20 protein-coding genes and 1 pseudogene are annotated in these 19,127 nt (G+C 65.5%); 7 read left to right on the top strand and 14 right to left on the bottom strand.

The window, feature by feature from the left end; all coding sequences use genetic code 11:
• Positions 1 to 370 (bottom strand): NAD(P)-binding domain-containing protein (locus tag G3N94_RS31610; RefSeq protein WP_205797288.1); only part of this gene is annotated, 370 nt, incomplete at its 3' end.
• Between the two features lie 126 nt (positions 371 to 496).
• Between G3N94_RS31610 and G3N94_RS31605 the strand changes: the two genes are divergently transcribed.
• Together G3N94_RS31605 and G3N94_RS31600 are read left to right on the top strand one after the other, a co-directional pair.
• Positions 497 to 706: a dodecin gene (locus tag G3N94_RS31605; protein ID WP_124602932.1), complete on the top strand. Its 210-nt coding sequence runs from the start codon at positions 497 to 499 to the stop codon at positions 704 to 706.
• A 229-nt stretch (positions 707 to 935) separates the two neighbouring features.
• Positions 936 to 1,865 carry a LysR substrate-binding domain-containing protein gene (locus G3N94_RS31600; RefSeq protein WP_205797286.1) on the top strand — a complete coding sequence of 310 codons (930 nt, stop codon included), beginning with the start codon at positions 936 to 938 and terminating at the stop codon, positions 1,863 to 1,865.
• Positions 1,866 to 1,887: 22 nt separating this feature from the next.
• Here the strand turns inward: G3N94_RS31600 and G3N94_RS31595 are convergent, their stop codons facing one another.
• On the bottom strand, positions 1,888 to 3,306 hold the full coding sequence (locus G3N94_RS31595; RefSeq protein WP_205797285.1) for an 8-oxoguanine deaminase: 1,419 nt from the start codon (positions 3,304 to 3,306) through the stop codon (positions 1,888 to 1,890).
• Between the two features lie 527 nt (positions 3,307 to 3,833).
• Here G3N94_RS31595 and uraH point away from each other — a divergent pair.
• On the top strand, positions 3,834 to 4,187 hold the full coding sequence (gene uraH, locus G3N94_RS31590; RefSeq protein ID WP_205797283.1) for a hydroxyisourate hydrolase: 354 nt from the start codon (positions 3,834 to 3,836) through the stop codon (positions 4,185 to 4,187).
• 52 nt (positions 4,188 to 4,239) lie between these two features.
• Positions 4,240 to 5,433 (top strand): urate hydroxylase PuuD, encoded by a 1,194-nt coding sequence (locus G3N94_RS31585; protein WP_205797270.1) that lies wholly within the window; start codon positions 4,240 to 4,242, stop codon positions 5,431 to 5,433.
• Between the two features lie 100 nt (positions 5,434 to 5,533).
• Here G3N94_RS31585 and G3N94_RS31580 read toward each other — a convergent pair whose 3' ends face one another.
• From G3N94_RS31580 to G3N94_RS31540, 9 genes are all read right to left on the bottom strand, one after another.
• Positions 5,534 to 6,085 (bottom strand): hypothetical protein, encoded by a 552-nt coding sequence (locus G3N94_RS31580; RefSeq protein ID WP_205797267.1) that lies wholly within the window; start codon positions 6,083 to 6,085, stop codon positions 5,534 to 5,536.
• 170 nt (positions 6,086 to 6,255) lie between these two features.
• On the bottom strand, positions 6,256 to 6,768 hold the full coding sequence (locus G3N94_RS31575; RefSeq protein WP_205797264.1) for an ureidoglycolate lyase: 513 nt from the start codon (positions 6,766 to 6,768) through the stop codon (positions 6,256 to 6,258).
• Complete coding sequence (alc, locus tag G3N94_RS31570) at positions 6,765 to 7,778, bottom strand: allantoicase (protein WP_205797260.1); 1,014 nt, start codon at positions 7,776 to 7,778, stop codon at positions 6,765 to 6,767. The genes G3N94_RS31575 and alc overlap by 4 nt, the downstream gene beginning before the upstream one ends.
• 61 nt (positions 7,779 to 7,839) lie before the next feature.
• Positions 7,840 to 8,361, bottom strand: a complete 522-nt coding sequence (gene uraD / locus G3N94_RS31565; protein WP_205797257.1) for a 2-oxo-4-hydroxy-4-carboxy-5-ureidoimidazoline decarboxylase — start codon at positions 8,359 to 8,361, stop codon at positions 7,840 to 7,842.
• A complete protein-coding gene (gene puuE / locus G3N94_RS31560; protein WP_205797254.1) occupies positions 8,358 to 9,311 on the bottom strand; it encodes an allantoinase PuuE in 954 nt (317 codons plus the stop codon). The genes uraD and puuE overlap by 4 nt, the downstream gene beginning before the upstream one ends.
• A 261-nt stretch (positions 9,312 to 9,572) precedes the next feature.
• Positions 9,573 to 10,511, bottom strand: coding sequence for a muramoyltetrapeptide carboxypeptidase (ldcA, locus tag G3N94_RS31555; protein ID WP_205797251.1), 939 nt, complete (start codon positions 10,509 to 10,511; stop codon positions 9,573 to 9,575).
• A 75-nt stretch (positions 10,512 to 10,586) separates the two neighbouring features.
• Positions 10,587 to 11,162 (bottom strand): tRNA adenosine(34) deaminase TadA, encoded by a 576-nt coding sequence (gene tadA / locus G3N94_RS31550; RefSeq protein WP_205797248.1) that lies wholly within the window; start codon positions 11,160 to 11,162, stop codon positions 10,587 to 10,589.
• Positions 11,159 to 11,560 (bottom strand): DnaJ family domain-containing protein, encoded by a 402-nt coding sequence (locus G3N94_RS31545; RefSeq protein WP_205797246.1) that lies wholly within the window; start codon positions 11,558 to 11,560, stop codon positions 11,159 to 11,161. The genes tadA and G3N94_RS31545 overlap by 4 nt, the downstream gene beginning before the upstream one ends.
• Positions 11,561 to 11,831: 271 nt before the next feature.
• Positions 11,832 to 12,098, bottom strand: coding sequence for a DUF4148 domain-containing protein (locus tag G3N94_RS31540; protein WP_205797244.1), 267 nt, complete (start codon positions 12,096 to 12,098; stop codon positions 11,832 to 11,834).
• A 13-nt stretch (positions 12,099 to 12,111) separates the two neighbouring features.
• On the opposite strand from G3N94_RS31540, the gene G3N94_RS31535 reads away from it, so the two are divergent.
• The 3 genes from G3N94_RS31535 (at position 12,112) to G3N94_RS31525 (ending at position 15,122) form a co-directional block, all read left to right on the top strand.
• Positions 12,112 to 12,303 (top strand): hypothetical protein, encoded by a 192-nt coding sequence (locus tag G3N94_RS31535; RefSeq protein WP_205797242.1) that lies wholly within the window; start codon positions 12,112 to 12,114, stop codon positions 12,301 to 12,303.
• Between the two features lie 369 nt (positions 12,304 to 12,672).
• Positions 12,673 to 13,755 (top strand): helix-turn-helix transcriptional regulator, encoded by a 1,083-nt coding sequence (locus G3N94_RS31530; RefSeq protein ID WP_205797240.1) that lies wholly within the window; start codon positions 12,673 to 12,675, stop codon positions 13,753 to 13,755.
• Between the two features lie 113 nt (positions 13,756 to 13,868).
• Positions 13,869 to 15,122, top strand: coding sequence for a lipoprotein-releasing ABC transporter permease subunit (locus tag G3N94_RS31525; protein ID WP_205797238.1), 1,254 nt, complete (start codon positions 13,869 to 13,871; stop codon positions 15,120 to 15,122).
• 106 nt (positions 15,123 to 15,228) lie between these two features.
• On the opposite strand, the pseudogene G3N94_RS31520 reads toward G3N94_RS31525, so the two are convergent.
• The 3 genes and pseudogenes from G3N94_RS31520 to guaA all read right to left on the bottom strand — a co-directional run bounded on the left by G3N94_RS31520 (position 15,229) and on the right by guaA (position 18,871).
• Positions 15,229 to 16,031 (bottom strand): annotated as a pseudogene (locus G3N94_RS31520) (nucleotidyl transferase AbiEii/AbiGii toxin family protein).
• Positions 16,003 to 16,824 (bottom strand): type IV toxin-antitoxin system AbiEi family antitoxin domain-containing protein, encoded by an 822-nt coding sequence (locus tag G3N94_RS31515; protein ID WP_205797236.1) that lies wholly within the window; start codon positions 16,822 to 16,824, stop codon positions 16,003 to 16,005. The pseudogene G3N94_RS31520 and the gene G3N94_RS31515 overlap by 29 nt, the downstream one beginning before the upstream one ends.
• 427 nt (positions 16,825 to 17,251) lie before the next feature.
• The gene (guaA, locus tag G3N94_RS31510) at positions 17,252 to 18,871 is read right to left on the bottom strand and encodes a glutamine-hydrolyzing GMP synthase (RefSeq protein ID WP_205797234.1); all 1,620 of its coding nucleotides are present in this window, start codon (positions 18,869 to 18,871) and stop codon (positions 17,252 to 17,254) included.
• Positions 18,872 to 19,127: the final 256 nt, after the last annotated feature.

Here is a 19,127-nt window from a genome sequence, read left to right as displayed (position 1 = left end):
ACACGGGCGCATCGACCCAGCCGACGCCGAGCTCCGCCGCGCGCGCGGCGTACTCGCGCGTCACGCCGGGCGGAATGCTCGAATGATCGACGATCCGGCGCACGCGCCGTGCCGACGCGGCACCGGACAGCAGGCCGTCCGGGCCGAACACGACGTCGCCGACCGCGCGCGCGTCGAGCACGCACAGCAGCACCGTGTCGACCTGCTCCGCGAGCGCGCGTGGCGTGTCGACGACATGCGCGCCGTCGGCGACCAGCGCGTCCGCCTTCGCGCGCGTGCGGTTCCATACGCCGACCCGGTGGCCCGCCGCCAGCAAATGCCGAATCATCGGCGTGCCCATCAATCCCGGTCCGCAAAATCCGACTTCCACGATATGCCTCGTCTCCGATATGGGTTGAACTTGCCGGCCATCATACCTATCACTCAATTAGCCGGGCGCATTCCGCACCCCATTCTGCACCCGCGCCAGAACCCTACACGACACAGGGAGCGCATCATGAGCGACCACGTCTACAAGCTGATCGAACTGACCGGCTCGTCGCAGCAATCGAGCGACGACGCGATCCGCAATGCGATCGCGAAAGCCGCCGCGACGCTGCACAACCTGCACTGGTTTCAGGTGACCGAGACGCGCGGCCACATCGAAGGCAACCAGGTGATCCACTGGCAGGTCACGCTGAAAGTCGGCCTGCGCATCGACGACTGACGCGCGCACTGCGTCACGTCGCGTCACGCCCTGAACTCGCGCACGGATGCGCGTATCGCGTATCCGTGCGCCTGCCCGCATACCGTTCCCGCCGCGGTCAGCGCCGCGCGGGCGAACGCGTGCGGGTCGGCGTGCGGGTAACCATCTCTTGACGCTGCTTTTCGTTCATATTAAAAATCATATACCCCCACCCCTCCTCGATCAGCCCGTACATATAAACGGAGAAATCATGAGTCAGCAACGCGAGGCGATCGACACGTACCTCTTGCGCGTCTTGCACACCCTGTTGATGGAGCGCAGCGTCACGCGCGCGGCCGTCAAACTGAACCAGTCGCAACCGGCGATCAGCGCCGCGCTGCGGCGCCTGCGCGACATCACGGGCGACCCGCTGCTCGTGCGCGGCAAGTCCGGCATGGTGCCGACCGAATACGGGCTGCGCCTGCTCGAGCCCGTCCAGAACGCGCTGCGCGAGATCGAGCGCATCAAGTTCCAGCAGCACAACTTCGACCCGGCCACGTCGATCCGCTGCTACCGGATCGGCTGCCCCGACTACCTGAACGTGCTGTTCGTGCCGACCGTCGTCGAGCGCTTCCGCCAGGCCGCGCCGAACGCGACGCTCGAATTCCACTCGCTCGGGCCGGCGTTCGACTACGAACTCGCACTCGAGGACGGCAAGCTCGACATCGTCGTCGGCAACTGGCCGGAACCGCCTGAGCAACTGCACCTGTCGAACCTGTTCGTCGACCAGATCGTGTGCCTGATGAGCAACACGCATCCGTTCGCGAAGCGCGGCGGCCTCACGCTCGACCAGTACCTGAACGCGCCGCACCTCGCGCCGACGCCGTACTCGGTCGGCCAGCGCGGCGCGATCGACGTGCATCTCGCGCGCGAGCGCCTCAAGCGCCATGTGGTCGTCACACTGCCATACTTCAACCTCGCGCCGTATGTGCTCGTGAAGTCCGACCTGATCTTCACGACGACGCGCCTGTTCGCCGACCACTACGCGAAGTTCCTGCCGCTGTCGGTCGTGCCGGCGCCGCTCGACTTCCCGCCGATGCAGTACTACCAGCTCTGGCACGAACGCTGCCATTACTCCGACGAAGTGCGCTGGCTGCGCAGCCTCGTCGCCGAGGCCACCCGCACGCTGATCGAGCCTTGACGGCACGCGCTGGCCGCGCCGCTCAGCGCGACGCTTCGACGAGCGCGTGCGCGAGCGCGTTATGGCGTTCGATGACGGGCGGCAGATCGAGCGTCGCGAGCCGCCCTTCGCGCACGACGACCTTCCCGTTCACCACCGTGTACGCCGTCTGCGACGGCGCGCAGAACACCAGCGCAGCGACCGGATCGTGCAGCGCGCCGGCAAACAGCGGCTGACGCAGGTCGAACGCCGCGAAGTCGGCCGCCATGCCGGGCGCGAGCGCGCCGATGTCGTCGCGGTTCAGCACCTTCGCGCCGCCGAGCGTCGCGATCTCGAGCGCGTCGCGCGCGGTCATCGCATCCGGGCCGAAGCCGACCCGCTGCAGCAGCAGCGCCTGACGCACCTCCGCGACCATCTGCGCGCCGTCGTTCGACGCTGAGCCGTCCACGCCGAGCCCGACCGGCACGCCCGCGAGCCGCATCTTCTTCACCGGCGCGATGCCCGACGCGAGCCGCATGTTCGAGCACGGACAATGCGCGACGCCCGTGCCCGTGCGCGCGAACAGTCCAATGCCCGCGTCGTCGAGCTGCACGCAGTGCGCATGCCACACGTCGTGCCCGACCCAGCCGAGATCCTCCGCGTATTCGGCGGGCGACATCCCGAACTTCTCGCGGCTGTACGCGATGTCGTTGACGTTTTCCGCGAGGTGCGTGTGCAGTGACACGCGGTATTCGCGCGCGAGCTGCGCGGCGTCGCGCATCAGTTCGCGGCTCACCGAGAACGGCGAGCACGGCGCGACGACGACCCGCAGCATCGCGTAGCGCCCTTCGTCGTGGTAGGTCTCGATCAGCCGCTGCGCGTCGCGCAGGATGTCCGGCTCGCGCTCGACGACCGAGTCCGGCGGCAGGCCGCCGTCGCGCTGGCCGACGCTCATCGCGCCGCGACTCGCGTGAAAGCGCATGCCGATCCGCTGCGCGGCCGCGATGCTGTCGTCGAGCCGGCTGCCGTTTGGATAGATGTACAGATGATCGCTCGACGTCGTGCAGCCGGACTGCAGCAGCTCGGCCATCGCGGTCAGCGTCGACACCTCGATCATCTCCGGCGTCAGGTGGGCCCAGATCCGGTACAGGTTCGTGAGCCAGCCGAACAGCTCGGCGTTCTGCGCGGCCGGAATCGCGCGCGTCAGGCTCTGGTACATGTGGTGATGGGTGTTCACGAGCCCCGGGATCACGAGGTGGCCGCGCAGGTCGAGCACTTCATCGGCCGTGTCCGGCAGCTCGGCGGTCGGGCCGACCGCGACGATCCGGTTGTCTTCGATGTAGAGCCCCGCGTCACGCAGTTCGCGGCGCGTGTCGTCCATGGTCACGAGCACGTCGGCGTGCTTGACCAGCAGGGTCCTGGGGCGGGATGAGGTGTTGTGCGGCGCGCGTGCGTGCGCGCCGGAATGCTGCTCGATTGTCATGCGTTCTCCGCGTCGGTCAGCCCCAGGGTAGTCCTGAGGGCAGTCGCAAAGCCGTTCGAACGCTGATTCGCGGCACGCCCGGTGCCTGCGTCCGTTCGAACGCCCTGGCCCGGTTACCCGGCGTGCTCGCCGTCTTCGGGGTACGCGCCGGCCGGAGCCGACGTGCAAGGCGGCAGGATCGCGCAAGCGCGTGCGGCACACAATGCGCGATCCCGAATACCCACGTTCACGGTTTCGATATGGTATGCGCGAAGCCCGCGCGCCGTGGCGTCCGGCACCGGGCCGGAGGTGGGCGAAAGCGCGTTACGCCGGCGTTTTTTCGCGCCGTCGACAGCCGCTCATGCGCGGCGCATTATCTTTGCTATCGCTCGCGGTTTTGCACGGGGAACCTTCTTACAATGCCTGCACGGCGCTCGCTTCAACTCGCCGACGGGTATGTAGCCACGTGACGTGGAGCCTCGATCCGCCGCACAGTTCATTGGATCGGGCCGCCGCCGAACCTCGCATTCACACAAGGACAATTGCGAATGGGAAAGCTCACTACCCACGTACTCGATACGGCGCACGGCCGTCCCGGCGCCGCACTCAAGGTGGACCTGTACGCGCTGGACGGCGATTCGCGCCGCGCGATCAAGACCGTGCTGACCAATAGCGACGGCCGCTGCGACGAGCCGCTGCTCGAAGGCGCCGCGCTCGCCGCCGGCGAATACGAACTCGTGTTCCACGCGGGCGATTACTTCGCAGCGATCGGCGTGAAGGTGCCCGAACCCCGTTTCGTCGATCGCGTCGTGCTGCGCTTCGGCATCGCCGACGCCAGTTCGCACTACCACGTGCCGCTGCTCGTGTCGCCGTGGTCGTACAGCACCTATCGCGGCAGCTGACACCGTATCGGCCGCCCGCATCACGATAACGATCTGAGTCTGGAGGAGTTTCATGGAAGGCTTCATCACCGACTGGCTGAACCTCGCGCTGCGATGGCTGCACGTCATCGTCGCCATTGCGTGGATCGGCGAGTCCTTCTATTTCGTCGCGCTCGACAACAGCCTGAAACCGCCGACCGACCCGAACCAGCGCAAGCGCGGTGTGTTCGGCGAGCTGTGGCACGTGCACGGCGGCGGTTTCTACAACATGCAGAAGTACACGGTCGCCCCGCCGGAAATGCCGGACGACCTGCACTGGTCGAAGTGGCCGTCGTATACGACCTGGCTGTCGGGCTTCTCGCTGTTCTTCGTGTTGTACCTGCTCGCGCCGAACACGTACCTGATCGACAAGAGCGTACTCGACATGGGCCCGGTGGTCGCGGTTGCGTCCGCGCTCGGCTTCCTCGCGGCCGGCTGGATCGTCTACGACTCGCTGTGCCGCATCCTCGGCACCAACGACCGCGTGCTCGGGATCTGCGTCGGCATCTACGTCGTCGTCGCCGCGTACCTCGCGTGCCACATCTTCGCCGGCCGTGCCGCATATCTGATCGTCGGCGCGATGCTCGCGACGATCATGTCGGCGAACGTGTTCTTCGTGATCATCCCCGGCCAGCGCAAGATGGTCGACAAGATGCTCAAGGGCGAGGAGCCGAACCCGATCTACGGCAAGCGCGGCAAGCAGCGCTCGGTGCACAACACGTACTTCACGCTGCCGGTCGTGTTCGCGATGCTGTCGAACCACTATGCGATGACGTATACGAACAAGTTCAACTGGGTCGTGCTCGTGCTGATCATGCTGGCCGGCGCGCTGATCCGCCAGTTCTTCGTGATGCGCCACCGCGGCAAGCAGCTGTGGTACCTGCCGATCGGCGGCGTCGCGCTGCTGTCGGGCGCGCTGGTCTGGACGATGCCGAAGCCGGTCGCGCCGGAAGCGCAGGCCGCGAACGCGCCGAAGGTCGTGATCAACGACATCATGCCGATCCTGCAGCAGCGCTGCGTCGAGTGCCACTCGTCGAAGCCGACGCTGATGGGCAGCGCGCCCGCCGGCGTGATGTTCGACACGCCGGACGAAGTGTCGAAGAATGCGCAGCGGATCTACGAACAGGCCGTGCGCCTGAAGGCGATGCCGATCGGCAACGTCACGCACATGACCGACGACGAGCGCACGAAGCTCGCCGCGTGGTTCGAGGGTGGTGCGGCGAAGTAACACGCCGGACGCTCCCCCTCTCCGTTAACGGGCCCACGCGGGCCCGTTTTGTATGTTGCATGACGGATGCCGGCGGATCGACAGCGACCGCGAAGGATCGTCAACGACATGCCGCCAATTGCTTTTGCCAGCCGTCCAGCCGTTGCAGAAGCTCCGCACGCTTTTCGCCGGTCGGCGGGCTCTCCATCCCGAATCCGTTACGCCCTGCCAGCGCGTCCTGAATCGCGTTGATCTGGCTCAAGATCGGTGCACAGGTCGACGCTTTGCCGAGCTGCATCGACAACTGCGCAATTTGTTGCTGTGCAGCCAGGTTCAGGTCGCGCTCCGACTTGAGATCCTTACGAGCCGCGGCCAGCGCCACTTCGGCATCCTGCACTCGCTGATGATCGACATTCCGGTCGCTCTCCAGTTGCTCGACTTGCCGCCGCAATCCGCGATTGTCCGCCGACAGCTCGGCATTCAGCTTGTCCCGCGCGTCGTCCGCCACCTTCTTGCCAGCGTTGAAGCTGACGGTAGTGACAAGAACCAACAGGGTAATAAGGCCCGTCATCTGGGCAACGAGACCGACCTTCTTTTTGCCGCCAGATGCCGTTTCCTTCCGCGTGGCTACCTGGGCGGGCACCTCCCCGGTGTCCCTTTCCAATTCGCTCATTTGATCCCCCGATGCCTTCATCACGTTTCAGGCCGACGACGGAGCATAACAATCCCTTCATTCGGATTGCAAGAAACGGGAAATTCAATGCGCATCGACTGTGCATCAAGCGCCAACAAAAAAACCCGCGCTCGATGCGCGGGCTTCGGTTCACCACTGCGTCCGTCCGATCAGACCGTCAGCGCAACGAGCGCCTCCTCGGTCAACCACAGCGATTCCTGCAGGTCCTGCTCGTTGAGATTCAGCCCTTCCCCGCCGCGATCGACGACGATGAAGTCGCTGACGTCGCCGAGCGCGATCAGCGGGTGATGCCACACGCCCTTCGCGTAGTTGACGCCCTGCCAGCCGCTCGTCACGAACGCGCGGATCTGCGCGGGGTCGAGTTCGCCCGCGGGCGCGACGACGACGAGATACGGCTGGTCGTTCAGCGGCACGAACGCCTGGCTGCCGAGCGGATGCCGCTCGAGCATCTTCACCTCGAACGGCAGCGTGCGCGGCTGGCCACGAAACAGGTTCACGAGCGTGCGGCCGCCTTCGTCGTCGACGTCGACCTTCGCGAGATCATGAAAGCGGATCGTCGTGCCGAGGTTGATCGGGATCTGCTTCGCGCCTTCCGTCTCGATCACGTCGCCGAACGGCGCGAACGCTTCCTTCGTCAGCGGTTCGATTGCAAGCGTCTTCATTTGTCGAGCGTCCCCCACAGGCGCAGGCGCGACACGCCGCCGTCCGGAATGATGTTCAGGCGCACGTGCGTGACGGGGCCGAGCGACGCGAGCTCGTGCTCGAAGTAATGCTGTTTGTCCATCTGCAGCTTCTGCTCGCTAAGCAGCACCGGCCAGAACATCGACTGCGTGATCAGCGAGCTGTCGGTGCCACCCGTCACGTATGCGGCCTGGATCGAGCAGCGGTCCGGATAGTTGCCCTTGAAGAACGCGGTGTCGACTTCGATCTTGCGGATCACGCCTGGCTGCGCGAGCGCGATGATCGCCCAGTCGTTGCCCGGCTCGCGGCGGCGGCGGGTTTCCCAGCCGTCGCCCATGTTCACGCCGCGGCCCGGCAGCAGCAGGTTCGATGCGACGCCGAAATGCTGATTGTTCGCGGCGACCACGTAGCCGCCGTTTTCCATCGCCGCGAGATCGAACTGCTCGGTCGCACTCGCGCCCGCCCAGTCGAGCTGCGGCTGGCCGTACACGCGCAACCGCGCGATGCCGCCGTCCGGATAAATGTTCACGCGCAGGTGCGTGAATGCCCGCGCGTCGCTTGCGTCGACATAGTGGTGGCTGTTGCCCTGCAGCGTCGTCGACGGCACGATCTCGACCCACTCGGTCGCATGCGTCGGCGCGCCGTCGGCCACGTACGCGCCCTCGATCGACGCGGCCGGCGGAAAGTTGCCGGTGAAGTGGCTCGTGTCGATGTCGAAGCCCTTGATCACACCCGGGCGCGCGAGCTTGACGATGCACCAGTCGTAGCCCGTCGTGCGCTTGCGACGCGTTTCCCAGCCGTCCATCCACTTGCCGTGGTCGTCGTACTTGCCGGGGATGAACACCGCCGGCTCGGGGTTCAGCATGCGCTCCTTCGGCGCGAAGAAATCGTCGCTGGCCTCGAGCGCCTGCGCACCGAGACGCGGGTCCGCGAGATTCACGTAGCGCCGCGTGAAGTCCGGTGCGTTGGGGTCGAGAAGCGGGATTGCCATGATGTGTCCTTGGTCAGTATTGCGAAATTACCGCTGCCACGCAGCAGGCTGTATTGAGCTGTCACGCGTCGATCAGGTCGTCGAGCCGGAAACGTGCGATCCGGTAGATCTGGTCGAGGCTCGCGCGCATTTCTTCCGTGCGCGTATGGTTCACGCGCGACTCGAAGTTCGCGATGATGCCGTGGCGATCATAGCCGCGCACCGCGAGGATGAACGGGAATCCGAACTTCTCGCGATAGGTGCGGTTCAGCGTCAGCAGCCTGTCGAACTCGTCCTGCGTGCACTGGTCGAGCCCCGCGCCGCTCTGCTCGCGCGTCGATTCGGCAGTCAGCTCGCCGCGCACCGCAGCCTTGCCCGCCAGCTCCGGGTGAGCGTTGATCAGCGCGAGCTGGCGCGCAACGCCTGCCGCCTCCACCGCGCCCAACATCATCTCGTGCAGCGCGTCGATGCTCGCGAACGGCCGCTCGCCCGCGGCCGCCTCGGCGACCCACGGCGAATGTTCGAAGATTCCCGACAGCGCCGCAACGAATGCGCCCGTCGCCATCGTGTTCAGTTGCTCCAACGTGTAACGCATCGCCTTCATGCTTTCCTTTCGTTCCGTTGATTGGCCTGGTACGGATGATGTTCACGCCAGTGACGCGCGATATCGACACGCCGCGTCACCCACACGCGATCGTGCTTCTCGATGTGATCGAGGAAACGCTGCAGCGCGCGGAAGCGGCCCGGGCGACCGAGCAGGCGGCAGTGCATGCCGATCGACAGCATCTTCGGCGCCTCGTCGCCTTCCTCGTACAGCACGTCGAATGCGTCGCGCAGGTAGTGGAAGAAGTGGTCCGCCGTGTTGAAGCCCTGCGGCGTCGCGAAGCGCATGTCGTTGGTGTCGAGCGTGTACGGGACGATCAGTTGCGGTGTCGTGCCGCCGCCCGACACTTCGACGTCCATCCAGAACGGCAGGTCGTCGCCGTAGTTGTCGGAGTCGTACAGGAAGCCGCCGTATTCGGCGACGAGCCGGTGCGTGTTCGGGCTGTCGCGGCCCGTATACCAGCCGAGCGGCCGCTCGCCGGTCACGCGCTCGATGGCCTCCATGCCTAGCCGCATGTGCTCGGCCTCGAGCTCGGGCGTCATGCTCTGGTAATGAATCCAGCGCCAGCCGTGGCACGCGATTTCATGGCCGAGCTCGACGAACGCGCGCGCGAGCTCCGGATGCCGCTCGATCGCCATGCCGACGCCGAACACGGTCAGCGGCAGCCCGCGCTTCTCGAACTCGCGCAGGATCCGCCACACGCCGGCGCGCGACCCGTATTCGTAGATCGACTCCATGCTCATGTGGCGGTCCGGATACGCGGCCGCGCCGACGATTTCCGACAGGAACTGCTCGGAGCCCGGATCGCCGTGCAGCACGCAGTTCTCGCCGCCCTCCTCGTAGTTCAGCACGAACTGCACGGCGACGCGCGCCCGCCCGGGCCAGTTCGCCTGCACGGGGTGGCGGCCGTAGCCGATCAGATCGCGTGGGTAGTTGGAATCGAGTGACATGGTTCGATGTACGACGAAAACTTGCTGAAATAATGGGTATCGATCGGCCCGGCCAGCGGGCCACCGCGCCCGCACCGGCTGAGCGGCGCCCCCGCGAGCCAGTTCGAACGACGGCCCAGTGTAGCGAAAACGCCCATACGCGCCCATACAGCGGCGCAGATAGTGCGTGTCAGACGGTGTGTATGTGCGGGTGCGGCAAAAAGAAAAAGGCGGGAATCCCGTATGGGAAGCCCGCCTTTGTCGTTCGTGCGCCGCCCGCCGTCAGCCGAGATGCGGATAGTCGGACAGCGTCAGCCGGAAGCCGTGCGCGTTCGCGACGAGCTGCGCGTGCGCGCCGAACGGCAGCGTCACGAGGTCGGGCACGTGGCCGAACTGCAGCCCGGTGACGACCGGAATGCCGATCACCGCGCGCACCTGCTCGAGCATCGCCTGCATGTCGTAGCCGTTGTCGTATTCGAACGGCCGCCCGCCGGTGAACTGGCCGATCACGAGCGCCTGCTGGCGCGCGAGCAGCCCCGATAGATGAAGCTGGTAGATCATCCGTTCGATCCGGAACGGCTGTTCGTTGACGTCCTCGATAAACAGGATGCCGCCGTCGATATCGGGCATGTACGGCGTGCCGACGAGCGACGTGAGGATCGCCAGGTTGCCGCCCCACAGCGTGCCGGACACATTGACGCTCTGCACCTGCGGCGCCTCCGCGACGATCGTCGTGGACGGCTGCGCAATCGTCTGCCAGAAGTGCTTCATCGTGAAGTCGCTCGGCGTCTCCGCGCCGAAATCGGCGGACAGCATCGGGCCGCCGAACGTCTTGATCCGCGCCTTCGCGTACAGCGCGAGCTGGATCGCCGTGAAATCGCTGTGGCCGACGAGCGCGATCGGCTGGTCGCGCAGCCGGCGTTCGAGGCCGCGGTAGTCGAGCCCGTGCAGGATGCGCGCCGCGCCATAGCCGCCGCGCACCGCGATCCCGATATCGGGCAATGGCCGCTCGGGATCGGCGAGCCGGTTCAGATCCCCCGCCCGTTCGCCGTCGGTGCCGCCGAAGCGCTGGTAGCGGCGCTGCGTCGCCTCGATGTTCTCGATGCGGTGCTGCGCGCCGCTCAGGCGTTCGAGCGCGCGGTTGATTGCGTCAGGATCGTGCGGGTAGCCGGACGGCGCCAGCAGGCGGATGGAATAGGATGCGTCGGACGGGACGGACATGGGCGGGACGTGTCGGTGATCAAACCAGCTTAGAGGGCCGGAACCGCGCCGGGTTCACGCCGGCGCCGCACCGGGTCACGACGGGTCGGCCGCCTGATCGCGCGCGAGCCGGGCTTCGCGCAACACACGGCGGCGCTCCGCGAAGAACGACTTCAGCGCGGCGCCGCACTCGTCGGCCAGCACGCCGCCGACCACGTCGGTGTGGTGATTGAGCTGCGGATTCGCGAATACATCGATCACGCTGCCGCATGCGCCCGTCTTCGGGTCCGGCGCGCCGTACACGACGCGCGCGATCCGCGCATGCATGATCGCGCCTGCGCACATCAGGCACGGCTCGAGCGTCACGTACAGCTCGCAACCGGGCATCCGGTAATTCTGCAGCTGCTGGGCCGCCATGCGCAGCGCGGCCATTTCAGCGTGCGCGGACGGGTCGTGCCCGCAGATCGGATGATTGAAGCCGCGTGCGATCACCTCGTCGCCGCGCACGAGCACCGCGCCGACCGGCACTTCGCCGGCAGCACGCGCTTCCTCGGCGGCGGCCTGCGCGAGGCGCATGAAATGCATGTCGCGCGCCGATACCGGCGCGGCAGCGGACAAGGGAGTCTCGGTCGTGGATTCGGCAGGCGCGCCCGGCAGCAGGTCGGACGTCACATCGGCCCCGCTTCGGCGGCTGCGTCGTCGAGCCCGCGCTCGCACAGGCGCTCGGCGATGCGGCGGCAGTATTCGCGCGGCATCGTCATCGGGCCACCGCGCAGCGATTCGAGCGCCATGTCGAGCGCCAGCATCTTCGCCTGCAGCCGGCAACGCGTCGCACGGTCGCTGACCGCGCGCAGCTCGTCATGCAGATTGCGCAGCGCGCGCAGTTGTTCGACGGCCGGCGGCACGAAGCCCGCATTCTTCAGAATACGGTTGGCCACCCGCACCTCTTCGGGCACGAGAACGTCGTCGTCCAGCGCCTGCGGTGCGCCGGTACCTGGCAAATCGTCGAACTCGCCCCGCGCGGCGGCGGCGGCAATACGCTGTTCGACCAGGGCGTCAAGCAATCTCATCGGTCAATCGAAACAATGCGGCAGCCGAATTCTAGCAGGGTGACGCGCGTGTGACAGGCCCTTCGAAAGAATGCTCGACATAGGATTGACGGCATGCTCGCGGCGTGCTTGTACGGTGATTGTTCCTCCCCCGTTTACGGCGGTGCTTCTGTATCCATGCCGGCGATGCGTGAACGTGCCCCATCACTACGCATTGCCTGGTGTTCAGCGCCAGAAAGCAATGCGGCCGCGTATCGCAGCGGCCGCGCTACACCATCACGTCGGTCTCCCGCTAACTGCCGCCATAGAACCGGTTGAGGCGATCGAGCTCGCCCGACTTCTGTGCTCGGAAGAGTTCTTCCTTGACCTGCGCACGCGTGAGCCCGGCCGGGCTGCCCGCCTGCGTACCGGCACTGGGCATGCCGCCCACCGACGTTGCACTGATCGCGGAATCGGATGGCGTCGTCGACGCCGGTGCGCTCCCCTCCTGCGCCTGCGCGAGCCCCACCGCGCCCAGCACGCAAACCGCGGCCAGCGCCGCGCTGTACATGGCCTTCATCGTGGCACCTCACATGAAGCAGCAATACGACACCTACGACGCGAGCGGCACTGATATCCCGCCGTCCGCGCATTTCGACGCCCCGCGTTCGTGCCGCTGCACCCGGCGCCGTCACGTCGATCGTGACGTGCGCCGCGCCGGCCCCGCGATCGACAGGTCCTCACCGGTCGGCTCGCATGCGCGCGGTATCGTCGCTCATCCGTGACTTGCCCCTCCTCCGTTTCCCCCCGGGCCAGCGCTTCGTCATGCGCGCAATCGCGATGCAGCCATGTCGCGCGTTTCGAATCGTGTTGCTCGCGCGTGTCGCCGCATTGCGAATCGGATACTCCTGCCGCCATCGCGTTGCATCGGACGAATTCCGCATGCGCGTCCCGACAACGCGTCCGTGGCGTGAATGCGGCTGGAATGGGGCAATGATAGGGATCACTTGACGATTTGACGCCCCCTTGAAAGGGGGCAACTGCGGCAGTTGTCAAGTTGGGCGCCTAAGCTGGACAGAGGTTGCGGAACGCGCGAACGGCCGCCCCATTGCCTGCTCGAAAGCGCATCCGCAGCACGGTCGAGGAGCGCCTTCATGTCTGACAAGCACGTCGCGCTGGCGAGTCACATTCGGCGGCTCTGTTCGCTCGGTGTCGAGCCGCGCCTCGTGATTCCTCATGTGATTGAAGCCGCGCGGCATATCGTCGGCGCCGACTGGGGGATGTTCTTCTACGCCGACGAGCAATACGCACTGACAGACGTATACAGCGAGAACGATACGGTCTACACGAAGCTGCCCGCGTATTTCGCGGACGTCCACAACACCACGCGGCAGGAAGTGCTCGGCGTCACGTTCATCGATGCGATGCGCCGCGGACGCGGTTTCGACAACAGCGTCCACTACGACGATGCGCTGCTGTCGAGCGCGATGTATGCGGACCTGTGGCAGCCGGTGTCGATGCGCCACTGTCTCGAACTGACCGCGACCGACGGCACGCGTGGCTGGGGCAGCCTGCAGCTGTCCCGATCGTCAGGAAGTCGTCCGTTCTCCGAAAAGAATCATCGCGACCTCGAGCCCATTGCCCGGCATCTCGCGCATGCGCTGTCGCGGCCCGTGCAAGCGCCGCTTCACGAAGCGGAAGGCAGCCTGTCCGCGATCGTCGTCGTCGACGAAACGGGCCGGCTGCTGCTGCACAACGCAGACAGCATCCGGATGCTGTCGCTCGCGGCCGGCGAACCGCTCGCGTTTTACCATCACGACCGCTTGCCGGACTGGCTCGTGCCGCTGCTGTCGAACGTGAACCGGATCTGGCACGGCTACCCCGCGCCGCCCGCGACGCTCGAACGCCGCAATACGGCCGGCCGCTTCCGCTTCAAGGCCTATCGCTTCGCCGACGCGGGCGCATTGCGGCGCGATTTCGCGATCGTCGTCTACATCGAGCACTTTCCGCCGCTCGAGCTGGAAATCGAACGGCTCGGCTTCCAGTTCGGCCTGACCGAGCGCCAGCGCCAGCTTTGCACGCAACTCGTGCTCGGCCATTCGCACAGCGAGATCGCCCGTGGCTTCGCGCTGCGCGACAGCACGGTCGTCGATCACGTGCGCAAGATCTATCGCAAGCTCAACGTGCACAATCACGACGAGCTGCGCAGCGTATTCCGGCTCGGTGCGCACGATTAGCGTGAAGGGCGCGACGCCCCCTCTACGCGGGCTCAACAATTCCGAACAAGTCGCTCAAACGGGATTCGCTAGAATGCTCGGCTTCATGCATCGCGTGCCCAGAGGAAATCCGGTTGAAACTCCCGTACGAATGGCAGATCGGCCTGCGCTATACGCGCGCCGGCAAACGCACGACCGGCAACGGCTTCATTTCGTTCATCGCCGCCGTGTCGATGGCGGGCATTGCGCTCGGGGTGGCCGCGCTGATCATCGTGCTGTCCGTGATGAACGGGTTCAGGAGCGAAGTGCGCGACCGCATGCTGTCGGTGCTCGCGCACGTCGAGATCTTCTCGCCGACCGGAACGATGCCGGACTGGATGCGAACCGCCGACGAATCGCTGCGCAACCCGTCGGTCAAGGCTGCGGCGCCCTACGTCGAGGCCCAGGCGCTGCTTACGCACGCAGGCAAGGTGACGGGGGTCGCATTGCGCGGCATCGATCCGCGGCTCGAGCCCCGCGTGTCGGATATCGCGAAAGACATGAAGAGCGGCCGCCTCGACGCGCTCGTTCCGGGCGAACTCGGGATCGTGCTCGGATCCGCGCTCGCCGCCAACCTGCAGGTCCAGGTCGGCGACCGGCTGACGTTCTTCGCACCGGGTGGCGCGTCGCCAATGCGCGAACTGCTGCCGCAATTCAAGCAATTCACGGTGGTCGGCACGTTCGAATCCGGGCACTACCAGTACGACAGCGCGCTCGCCTTCATCCACATCGGCGACGCGCAGACGCTATTCCATTTCGCGGCGCCGACAGGTGTGCGGCTGCGCGTCGACGACATGGAGCGCGCGCCGGAGATCGCGCTGCAGTTGTCGCGATCGCTGTCCGGTGACCTCTATATCCGCGACTGGACGCGGCAAAACAGGACATGGTTCGTCGCCGAGCAGTTGCAGAAGCGCATGCTGTTCGTGATCCTGCTGCTGATCATCGCAGTGGCTGCATTCAATCTCGTTTCGTCGCTCGTGATGACGGTCACGCAAAAGCAGGCGGACATCGCGATCCTGCGCACGCTCGGCGCGCAGCCCGGCTCGATCACGAAGATCTTCATGATCCAGGGGATGACGATCGGCCTCGTCGGCACGATGGCGGGCGTCGCACTCGGCTGTGCGATTTCAGCGAGCATTCCATGGCTGCTGCCCGCGATCGAACACACGTTCGGCATCCAGTTCCTGACGCCGTCGGTCTATTTCCTCAGCGAACTGCCGTCGAAGCTCGTCGCGAGCGACGTGATCGAAGTCGGTGTGGTTGCATTCCTGATGTCGTCGCTCGCGACGCTGTATCCGAGCTGGCGCAGCGCGCGGGTACGCCCGGCGGAGGCGCTGCGGTACGAGTGAGTGCGGCGCTGCGTCGCGCGCAACTGCTGGCTTTCGCCGGATCACCCTCGAGAATCGACGCCCTCTGTGCCTGGAAAAGAGCGTCGACAAGTTCTGCACACGCGGTTCACGCGGTTCGCATTGCAATCCGCTCCAGCGTTTGTTCAAGCTCCTGGCGATCAGCCTCGCGCTTGGCCGCAGTCCGCTGGGCCAGGTTATGCAACTTGCACCGCACACCCGGTAGCTCACTCGCATGCTCAAGCCCGATAAGGTCGAAGTCCGGCTTCTCGTCCTCCACTGATCGAAGAAACGCCCGCGAAGGTTCGTCCAACCAACCCGCCACGCGTGCCAGCAAACGCTCGCGGCTTTCCAGCAACGCTTCAGCGCTGACCGGCTCGGACGTCATGCCCCTGAAGTGCGCGTCGAACGTTGCCGAGAAATCCGCCGGTACTCGAGGCGCCAGCATTTCCCAGGCAGGCTTGGGGCTGCAGGTCAGATACACGAGAAAAGTCCGCCAGAGCACATCGTTCGCCCGCTCGTCCTCCAACAGCAGACCGACATCGAACAGGTCGCGCGGATGCTGCCGCGACAACGCGGCGGCGAGCTTACCGGCATAGAGATCAGCGAAATCCAGCACTTGGGCAGAGGCGAAACCAAACACCTCCTCCACCTTCGGCCTGACCACCATGGTGCGCACCGGATGCACAGTGCCGCGCATGACCGGCGTCGTCTCGATCTGCACGCGCGCTCGGCCGCGACTGGCCACCAACCGCGTTACCGATCCGGTACTCTCTCCCGCCGACGACTGCACTTGAAGTTGCAGCGGACGGACGCGAAGCGCGACTCCTGCGCCAGCACTGACAGGATCTCGACCAGCAATTGCACCCGGTCGGTGTAGCGCTTATCCCAGGTGCTCATCCAGGTCTCCAGGCAATGTGATCTGATAGGTCGGATGCAAGCGCCCGCCAGGGACCAGCGCACGCTTGCCCCGGCCCAGGTCAACACCATCAAGTGGCACATGCGACAGCCACGCATGCCGATGGCGTTCGGACAATGCCAGAAACAGCCGCTTTGCCTTGATGCTGCGGCAATGGCGCAACAGCATACCCACCCGCTGCGGCCGCAACGTGGTCATGGCCTGTATCAAAGCATCCGCCTCGTAAACCAAGGCTGCGTCCGATACGTCGTCGCACAACTCCAGCACGGCCCGCTCCGGCGTCGAGCAAGCCAAGGCACCCGTGCTCGGACTGGCCTCTTGCCATGTCAGCCCCCGGTCGAGCAGTACCTTCTCGGAGGCATCGTGCGTGAACTGCAGTACGGGCCAGTCGAATGGCCCGTTGCCATTAAACTCGAAGCGCTCCTCCAACGGCAGTTTGCCCACCCATCCCGGCAGCCGGTTCGGCCCATAGAGCGTGATCGTACCGGCTTCGCCGAGGCGCAGGTAATGCTCATGGCCCTGCATGGCCAGCGCAAAGCGCCCGCCGACATGCAGCGACAACCCCTCGTCGAATTGAAGGCTCCGGACCACACCGCCCCATTGCAGGCGCCCGCCCTTCCTCATGTAGACGCCGCGCGCCGGCGAGACTAGCCAGCCGCTGGCCACGTACCGTGCGACGAGGCTACTGGTGTAGCCATGTGCTCGCAGCCACCGACTGGAAACCAGGGTGGCATCACTGAGTTCTGACAGCAGATGGTTTAGCTTTCGATGATTTTGATCACTCATAGTGCTCAAAATACACCTTCGACAAACTCTAGCCAACCGCTGCTGGTTTAAAAAAGATAGAAATCAGTCACTATAAGTGAGCTCTAACCAGCAAAGACGAACCCCGTGCGGGCGACGGCCGGCGGCCACCAGCAGGCGTCAGAACCAGAGTTGACCTCCCGCCGTTACGAAGCCGCGGGTACAGTCGAATTTCTACCGTCAACGTCGTTGACGGTATCAAGCGAGCCTCTACGCATACTGCCCGCCTATACCGTCAGAAATACCGTCAAATTGCGGCTGCCCGGTGTCGTAGCAGGTTCGGATGCACTTTTGGAGTTCTCATATTTCTCAAGGGCTTACGAACCTGCACTAGCGAATTTAAAATTGGGCGCGCGCCATTAAAGACGCACCACAACCAGTTGATTTTAAAGGAATTTTAAAAAACCCCTCACTCCCACTCAATCGTCGCCGGCGGCTTCCCGGAAATGTCGTACACGACCCGGTTGATCCCGCGCACCTCGTTGATGATCCGGTTCGACGCGCGGCCGAGCAGCGCGTACGGCAGATGCGCCCAGTGTGCGGTCATGAAGTCGGTCGTCTGCACCGCGCGCAGCGACGTCACGTAGTCGTACGTGCGGCCGTCGCCCATCACGCCGACCGACTTCACCGGCAGGAACACCGCGAACGCCTGGCTCGTGAGGTCGTACCAGCTCTTGCCGACGTCGGCTTCGCCGCACAGGCCGGCCGCCGCATCCTGCGCGGTCGCGGTCGTGTTGCGCAGTTCCTCGATGAAGATCGCGTCCGCGCGGCGCAGCAGGTCCGCGTACTCGCGTTTCACTTCGCCGAGGATCCGCACGCCGAGGCCCGGGCCCGGGAACGGATGACGGTACACCATTTCCGGCGGCAGGCCGAGCGCGACGCCGAGTTCGCGCACTTCGTCCTTGAACAGGTCGCGCAGCGGCTCGAGCAGCTTCAGGCCAAGCGTTTCCGGCAGGCCACCGACGTTGTGGTGGCTCTTGATCGTCGTCGCCTTCTTCGTCTTCGTGCCGCCCGATTCGACCACATCCGGATAGATCGTGCCCTGCGCGAGCCATTTCGCCTTCGACAGCTTCTGCGCCTCGGCCTGGAACACCTCGACGAACTCGCGGCCGATGATCTTGCGCTTCTGCTCCGGGTCCGTCACGCCAGCCAGATGGCCGAGGAACTGCGCCGACGCATCGACGTGCACGACCTTCGCATGCAGGCGGCCCTCGAACATGTCGAGCACCATCTGGCCTTCGTTCAGGCGCAGCAGGCCGTGGTCGACGAACACGCAGGTCAGCTGGTCGCCGATCGCGCGATGGATCAGCGCGGCCGCGACGCTCGAATCGACACCGCCCGACAGGCCGAGGATCACTTCCTCGTCGCCCACCTGTTCACGGATGCGCGCAACGGCTTCCTCGATGTGGTCGCGCATGACCCAGTCCGGCTTCGCGCCGGCGATCTCGAGCACGAAACGCTCGAGCATCTGGCGCCCCTTCACGGTGTGCGTGACTTCCGGGTGGAACTGCACCGCGTAGTAGCCGCGCGCCTCGTCGGCCATGCCGGCGATCGGGCAGCTCGGCGTCGATGCCATCAGCTTGAAGCCCGGCGGCAGCTCGGCAACCTTGTCGCCGTGGCTCATCCAGACCTTCAGCATCCCGTGGCCTTCGGCCGTCGTGAAATCCTCGATGCCGCTCAGGAGTCGCGTATGGCCTTGCGCACGCACTTCCGCGTAGCCGAACTCGCGATGATCGCTCCACTCGACCTTGCCGCCGAGCTGCACGGCCATCGTCTGCATGCCGTAGCAGATGCCGAGCACCGGCACGCCGAGATCCCACACCGCCTGCGGCGCGCGCAGTTGATGGTCTTCGTACGTGCTCGCGTGGCTGCCCGACAGGATCACCGCCTTCGGCGCGAACTCGCGGACGAATTCGTCGGACACATCGTTCGGGTGGATCTCGCAGTAGACGTGCGCTTCGCGGACGCGCCGCGCGATCAGTTGGGTGACTTGCGAACCGAAGTCGAGAATCAGGATTTTGTCGTGCATGGCTGCGGACGGGATGAAGAACAAACGAATAAGAAAAGCAGCGCATCATTTGCATCATGCGCTGCGTCAATAGCATGGACGGCGGCGTCGGGCGGCGATGACGCGCGACGCACGGCCGGTCAATCCTGCATCGGCGGACGCTCGTCGAGCGCGACGGCGTCCGATGGTTTGCCGGCTGCCACGGACGGGCCAGCCGGCGTGGACGGTGCCGCGCCAGGCGTCGCCGCGGGCGTCACGGGTGCCACATCGCGCCCGA

Origin of the sequence: Burkholderia sp. Ac-20353 (genome assembly GCF_017104785.1) — a bacterium.
In the GTDB taxonomy this organism is placed as follows: Bacteria; Pseudomonadota; Gammaproteobacteria; order Burkholderiales; family Burkholderiaceae; genus Burkholderia.
The sequence above is the reverse complement of the archived record's forward strand: the minus strand, read 5'-3'. Positions and strand labels throughout refer to the sequence as shown.